Source organism: Mesorhizobium sp. M7A.F.Ca.CA.004.12.1.1, assembly GCF_003997835.1.
Lineage (GTDB): Bacteria > Pseudomonadota > Alphaproteobacteria > Rhizobiales > Rhizobiaceae > Mesorhizobium.
In genome coordinates, this window is record NZ_RZRK01000300.1 from 1 (window position 1) to 6,788 (window position 6,788).

Annotated in this window: 6 protein-coding genes; all 6 read left to right on the forward strand. The window is 65.2% G+C overall.

Annotated features, from left to right (window positions below):
* Positions 1-327: winged helix-turn-helix domain-containing protein (locus EN984_RS17065; RefSeq protein WP_164765503.1), on the forward strand; the 327-nt coding region annotated here is incomplete at its 5' end.
* The gene (locus tag EN984_RS17070; RefSeq protein WP_127271108.1) at positions 324-1,565 is read left to right on the forward strand and encodes an ATP-binding protein; all 1,242 of its coding nucleotides are present in this window, start codon (positions 324-326) and stop codon (positions 1,563-1,565) included. The genes EN984_RS17065 and EN984_RS17070, both read left to right, overlap by 4 nt.
* A 578-nt stretch (positions 1,566-2,143) precedes the next feature.
* A complete protein-coding gene (locus tag EN984_RS17075; protein WP_127271106.1) occupies positions 2,144-3,310 on the forward strand; it encodes an acyltransferase in 1,167 nt (388 codons plus the stop codon).
* Complete coding sequence (locus tag EN984_RS17080) at positions 3,307-4,413, forward strand: glycosyltransferase (RefSeq protein ID WP_127271104.1); 1,107 nt, start codon at positions 3,307-3,309, stop codon at positions 4,411-4,413. Before EN984_RS17075 ends, EN984_RS17080 begins: the two co-directional genes overlap by 4 nt.
* A gap of 4 nt (positions 4,414-4,417) precedes the next feature.
* Positions 4,418-5,452, forward strand: a complete 1,035-nt coding sequence (locus tag EN984_RS17085) for a glycosyltransferase (protein WP_127271102.1) — start codon at positions 4,418-4,420, stop codon at positions 5,450-5,452.
* A 9-nt stretch (positions 5,453-5,461) separates the two neighbouring features.
* The coding region (locus tag EN984_RS17090) for an ABC transporter ATP-binding protein (protein ID WP_164765504.1) at positions 5,462-6,788 on the forward strand (1,327 nt) is incomplete at its 3' end.

The window sequence follows — 6,788 nt, forward strand, 5'->3', positions numbered from 1 at the left end:
CGTACGTACCGCTTCGCCGGCTACAGGCTGGAGCCGGACACCCGCAAGGTGACGGACGCGCAAGGCGTGGCCGTCGACCTTACGGGCGCAGAGTTCGACCTCTTGCAGGTGTTTCTCGACCGCCCCGGCCGGCTTTTGTCGCGTGACCAGCTTCTCGACCTGACGCAAGGCCGCGAGCGCGACCCGCTCGAGCGTTCGGTCGATGTGCTGGTGAGCCGGCTACGCCGCAAATTTTCCGACACCGGCGACGGGCCGCTGTTCAAGACCGTGCGCAATGGCGGCTACCAGCTCACCGCGCGCGTCGAGACCGTGGAGAGCCAGGCGTGAATTCGCTGCGCCGCCGTCTCATCCTGCTGCTGGTCGCCTCGATCGTCGGCGTCGTCGGCCTGGCGACGGCCGCCGTCATCAGCGTGCGCGGCGGCGGACCGCCGCCGGAACTGACCGTGCCCTGGATTGCCCAACAGATGGAACTGGTGGTGCGGCTTTTGCCGGGGCCGGTCCCCGACGTCCTGCGGGTGCAATTCGCCGACCATCCGGCGGGCGGCAAGATGGCTCGTGCGGAAACGGCGATGCTCAATGACATCCTGCACCGCCGTGGCCTCGACTTTCCGGCGGTCGTCAACGAGAAGGCGGACGAACCCGGCCAGATCGCATCGATGCACCTGCCTGACAGCCGCTGGGCGATCATGGAGGTGCCGCACCTCAAGCCGCCGCGTCGCGAATGGCTGGTTCTGGCCGGCTGGATCTCGCTGATCGTCGCCGGCGCCACGGCGGTGTCGGTCTATTTCACCTCGGTGCTGATCCGCCCGCTCGAGATGCTGGAGGCCGCCGTCTCCAAGATCGGATCGGACGGCGTGCTGGCGGCGGTGCCGGAAGTGGGCTCGGCCGAGGTCAAGGCCACCGCGCATGCGCTGAACCAACTCTCGTCGCGGCTGCGGACCGCCATGGAAAGCCGCATGCGGCTGGTCGCCGCCGCCGGCCATGATCTGCGAACGCCGATGACGCGCATGCGGCTGCGCGCCGAATTCCTCGACGACGAACGCGACAAATGGCTTCACGACCTCGACGAACTCGACCGCATCGCCGACAGCGCCATCCGTCTGGTGCGCGAAGAGGTGAACCAGGACGCCGTCGAACCGGTCGACCTGGCAAAGACGGTGCGCGATATCGAAGCCGAGATGGCATCGCTCGGCCATGCCGTGTCGATCGGGCACCTGGACAAGGTTTGCGTGCGGGCCGGCGCGCTTGGCCTGCGCCGCGCCTTGCGCAACCTGATCGTCAACGCCGCCACCCATGGCAAGGCGTGCCGCATCGACCTGGCCGCAGCCGACAATCGCGCCGTGCTGACCATATCTGACCATGGCCCGGGCATACCCACGGAACTCCTGAACAAGGCGTTCGAGCCCTTCTTCCGCGTCAACCCCGGCCGCCTGCAATCCGTCCCCGGAGCCGGTCTTGGCCTCGCCATCGCCAAGGAGATCATCGAGCGCTACGGGGGCACGGTAACGCTGGAAAACCGCCCGGGCGGCGGGCTGGAACAGACGGTGGTGTTCGACGCGGTGTAACGGTTAGCGGTCAGCCGAGTAATCGGCGTTGACGAAAAAACAGAGACGATGCTGCACCGCGCAAAGCCAATGTTCCAAATCATATCTCCACGGAGCCAGGACCGAACCCATATAGCCAAACTATAGATTCCAAAATTTCTTGCGACTTCACAAAGAACTAGGCTCTCAAGCCAAGAGCTCCCCTCAATCAACCGGGGCGGGAATATCGGCACAATTTAAACGCCAAGGTTTAATTCTGAGGAAACTCGCCAGAAATGGCGAGAACCGGCCGGTTTTGTCAATTTTTAGCACTTGCTCACATAAGTATTTCAGCCGGGTAGATATTTTGTGTTGCGCTGCACAATGCCGTAGCCGAACGATGTCCTGGGGGGACTCGTTTGCGACTGGACATACGCCGTGGAGGATTCCGCCAGGTTGACCAGCTTGAGTTGTCCGTCCGTCGATTTCGAGCCCGGCCCGGCCGTGCTCGCAATGCGCGGATTTGCGGGTGCCTTGGCGGGTCTCGTCCGCCTTAGCCTGCCGCTCGAAGCGGCCGGCTGGCGGCCTCATCGCGGATATCACGCCGGCGGAAGCCGCTGATGGGAAGCGCCCGTGACATCCAACTTGATGCGTTGAGAGCTATCGCCGTAACGATGGTGTTGTATTCCCATTTCTTCGCGGAGGGACCTTCGTTCTGGGGCCATATCGGTGTGCGGCTGTTCTTCGTGCTGAGCGGCTTCCTGATCACGCGCCTGCTCCTGGAGGCGCGCTCGGCCACCGAATTCGAAACCGGCCCGGCGCTGCGCTCCTTCTACATCCGGCGGATGTTGCGGATATTCCCGCCCTATTTTGCCGTCCTGGGTTTCGTCTGGCTGGTCGACCTGGATCAGTCCAGGGGGTCGCTGGTCTGGCATGCGCTTTATCTGTCGAACTTCTGGTATGCGCTGCACAATAACTGGAACCCTTGGGTGCTGGGCCATTTCTGGAGCCTGAGCATCGAGGAGCAGTTCTATCTTGCCTGGCCGCTGGTCGTCCTGCTGGCCCCACGCCGCCGCTTCGAGGCCATCTGCATCGCCGTCATCGCGCTGTCGCTGGCCTATCGCTTCTATTGGCCGATCACCGCCACGCCGACGCTGACGCGCGACCTGCTGCCGCCGGCATCCATGGATGCGCTGGCGTCGGGCGCGCTGCTTGCCTGCTGGCATTTTAGGGGCGCCGGCCTGCCGCACTGGATGCGGCTGGGCTGGCCTGCCTTCGCGGCCGCATTCCTTGTCATCGAGTGGTTAGTCCCGGAGCCCGCCGATCCGACACTGGAATGGGCCCGCTGGCTGCTGCGGGAAGTCCTGCCCCTGGTGCCGCTGATGGTCATCGTGGCAGCCTGTTCGCGCGGCCTTGGCGGCATCCTGGGCAGGCTTGCCGAAGTGCCGCCGCTGCTTGGCCTCGGCCGCATCAGCTACGGCGTCTATCTCTATCATCCGATATTGCTGTCGCTCGCAGTCAAGGCGCAGCCCTGGATTCCACTCAACGTCTCGGAGCAAGGGCCAGGGCGATTCCTGGTCGCGGGCGCCGCCACGATTGTCGCCGCCTGGATTTCCTGGGTGGTTTTCGAGAGGCCGCTCAACAGCCTGAAGCGCTACTTCCCCTATGTCGCGCGCACCCGCTCTGCACAGGGCAGCCATGATGGCTGGCTCGCGACGGCGGCCGTCGGACCGCCCGATGGCCGCACACCGGCGCTCGAACTCCAGCGCACGGATGCAAGACGATGACCGCCGCGCCGCTCGTCTCCGTCCTGTTGCCGGTCTACAATGCCGGCCCCTATCTCGCCGCCGCGCTGGGAAGCGTCCTGCGGCAGGATCACAGTCGCCTGGAGATCATCGCGATCGATGACGGCTCGACCGACAATTCGCTCGAGATACTCGAGCGATGCCAAAAGGCCGATAGCCGCATTTCGATCGTCTCGCGCGAAAACCGCGGCCTCGTCGCGACGCTCAACGAAGGGCTGGCGCTCGCCCGGGGCGAACTGGTCGCACGGATGGATGCCGACGACGTCGCCTATCCCTGGCGTCTGTCGCGCCAGGTGGCGCTGTTCGAGCGGCGGCCCGAACTGGGCTTCTGCGGCGCCGGCGTCGACATGTTGATCCGCGGCCGCATCGCCATCGGCAGGCCCGATCCGGTGTTCAAATTCGGCCGCATCCCTGTATTGGCGATGTTCTTCACGATCTTCATGCACCCGACGGTCGTCTACAACAGGAAGGTCATCGACGACAGCGTTCTCCACTACGACCCGATCTACAGGCACGCCGAGGATTTCGATCTTTTCAGGCGGCTGGCCGGCCGTTACCCGGCAGCCATGATGCCCGAAAACCTGGTCGTCTACCGCGTCCATGAGGCAAGCGTGACCAGCCGGCACGTCAAGGAGATGCGCAGGACGCATTTGCGCATCGTGGCCGAGAACCTTGAGCGCGAGGGCCTGGCGCAGGCCACGCGGGACCTGCGCGACATCGGCGATGCGGTCAGCCACGACACGGTCGCCCGTGCGGCCAGCTTCATCGTCGCGCTGGAGGAGGAAATCCGCTCGCTGCCGGCGGCGACGCGGCCGAGCTTCGAGGCTGGCGCGCTGAACCTGTTCTATTTCCTCTACCAGCTCGTCGCCGACGAAAAGCAGCCGGCGCTGACGCATGAATTGCTGACGCGGACCGCGAAATGGAACGCCATCCGGCGCCGCGAGCAATATGCGCTGCGGCCCGGCGCCTGGGCGCCCTGGCTCAGCCTCGCCTCGCTGTCGGCCGCCAGACAAGCCGATGCCATGGCGTACTTCTTCAAATCCGCGCCCGCCGCGGCGGTTCTGGCGTCTCATCGGTTGAGTTAAAGGCATGATCGTCAAAGCCCACCAAGCTCTGCAGCGCGATCGTTCGACGGCGCTTGACCCTGCCCCGACCGGTCGCGGCCGTGACCGATCGGCGCCGGAAGTCAGCTTCATCATCTGCACCCGCAACCGCGTCGCGGTGCTCGATGCCTGCATCAAGTCGGTGCAAGCCGCTTGCCGCGCACATGCCGGATTCGCCGCCGAACTCGTGGTCGTCGACAACGGTTCGAGCGACCGCACGGCCGAACGCCTGGCCAGCATCGCCGCTGCATCGGACATTCCGTTCACGCCCGTCTGCGAGCCGCGCCCCGGACTGGCGGCCGCGCGAAACGCCGGGCTGCGGCGCGCGCGCGGCCGTGTGCTGGTCTTCGTCGACGATGACTGCGCGGTCCATCGCGACTATCTGCGCGATCTGGAGCGACACTATGCGTCCGGGGAACAATGGCTCATCCGGGGCGGACGTGTCGAGCTTGGCGATGCCAGGGATTTGCCGTTCACCATCAAGCGGTCGTGGGCGCGCGAGCGGCTGACGCCGGATGTTCATCCCGGCGGTTTCGTGCTGGGCTGCAACATGACGATGCACCGCGATGTCGCGGCCCGCATCGGCTATTTCGACGAACGCTTCGGCGCCGGCGGACCATTGCGGTCGGCAGAGGATACCGATTACCTCGTGCGCGCGATGCTGCTCGGCATCGCGGTCGAGTATGTGCCTGATATGACGATATTCCATCATCACGGCCGGCGGGATCGCAAAGCCATCGAAAAGCTGCACCGCGACTACAGCCTGGGCAATGGCGGGCTCTGCCTGAAGCATGTTCGCCACGCGCCCTGGCTGCTTCGCCATTTCTACTGGGCCGCAAGAGGGGCTATCAGGGAATTGGCGGGAGGACCCGCCTTCGATCGTGAACTCAACCTGCCGCACTGGCCGATCGTCGCCATGAATTTGCTCGGCGCGGCCAGGTTCGCGGTTCTCCTGCTGGCCAGACGGCCGCGGGCCGAGCCGGTGCGGCAAGATCAGCAAGCCAATGCCCAGGCGAGGTGAAACGCTATAATGCCGATGCTGCCGCCAAGCCTGCCGATGCTGTTCCGGGCGTTCGGAAAGCGGCAACTGCGCCTGCTTCCGGCGGTGGTGGTACTCGGCCTGGTCAGCGCCGTCCTCGAAGGGTTCGGCATTGGCCTGATCATCCCGTTGCTGGGCATCATCATGGGACATGGGGATGCGGCCGGCATGGACGGCTTCTCCGCTGCCCTCCAGCATGTCGGATCGGGCCTGAGCGAGCGCGACCGGCTTGTGGTCATTTCGGTCGCCATCCTCGGCTCGATCGTCCTGAAGAACGTCTTCGCCTTCGCCAACACGCTGCTGACGACCTTCATCTCCGGCAAGGCAAGCCATTCCATCCGCAGCGCCTTGTCGGAGCAGCTGTTGCGGGTCGGCTACCCGTTCTTCCTGCGGCAAAGCCCCGGACGCCTGCTCAACATCATCTCCAACGAATCCTGGCGGGCCTCCGATGCGATCCAGATCATGCTGTCGGCCATCGTCAGCGCATCGGCCGCCATCATCCTCCTGGCTTTCCTGTTGTTGCTTTCGTGGCGCATGACGCTTCTGGTCACGCTCGGACTGGCGCTCGTCCAGATCGCGCACGCCATCCTTTCGGCCAATCTGAAGGAGCCCAGCCGCAGCGTCGCTTCGCGCAACGGCCACCTCGCCTCGCAGATGCTTCACCTTGTGCATGCCGGACGGCTGATCCGCATCTTCGGGCAGGAGAACCGGGAGAAGGCGATCTTCGACACGGCGTCCGATGCGGTTCGCCGCGCCTCCTTCGCGCTGCTCGTGCGCCAGGGAGCGCTGCCGCCGTTGACGGAGGTTCTCCACGCCATGCTGTTCCTGGCGGTGGTGATCGGCGCCTGGCTGGCGCAGGTGAGTTTCCCGCTGATCATCGCCTTCGTCATCCTGCTCTACAGGCTGCAGCCGCACATGCGGGCCCTCCAGGGGTCGTGGAGCCAGCTGCAGGGCCTGAGCGGATCGCTCGAAGAGGTGACATGGCTGCTGGATCCCACCGGCAAGCCGCAACCGCCGCAAGGCGACGGGCCGTTCCACGGCCTGCGCCAGGGCATCAAGTTCGACGATGTGACGTTCACCTATTCCGGCACGGACCGGCGCGAGGTGGTGCTGCATGCGGCGACAATCGAAATCCGCGGTGGCCGCTCGACGGCGCTGATCGGCCGCTCGGGCGCCGGCAAGACGACGATCGTCAATCTCCTGTGCCGCTTCGTCGAACCGGACGCCGGCAGCATCCTCGTCGATGGATCGCCGCTCGACGGGATCGACGCCGGCCAGTGGTGCCGGCACATCGCCCTGGCCAGCCAGGAGCTGGAAC

Bases quoted from the DNA above. Each gene is read 5' to 3' on its own strand.
- EN984_RS17085 (WP_127271102.1), top strand. From the start codon at position 4,418: ATGATCGTCAAAGCCCACCAAGCTCTGCAGCGCGATCGTTCGACGGCG.
- EN984_RS17075 (WP_127271106.1), top strand. From the start codon at position 2,144: ATGGGAAGCGCCCGTGACATCCAACTTGATGCGTTGAGAGCTATCGCC.
- EN984_RS17080 (WP_127271104.1), top strand. From the start codon at position 3,307: ATGACCGCCGCGCCGCTCGTCTCCGTCCTGTTGCCGGTCTACAATGCC.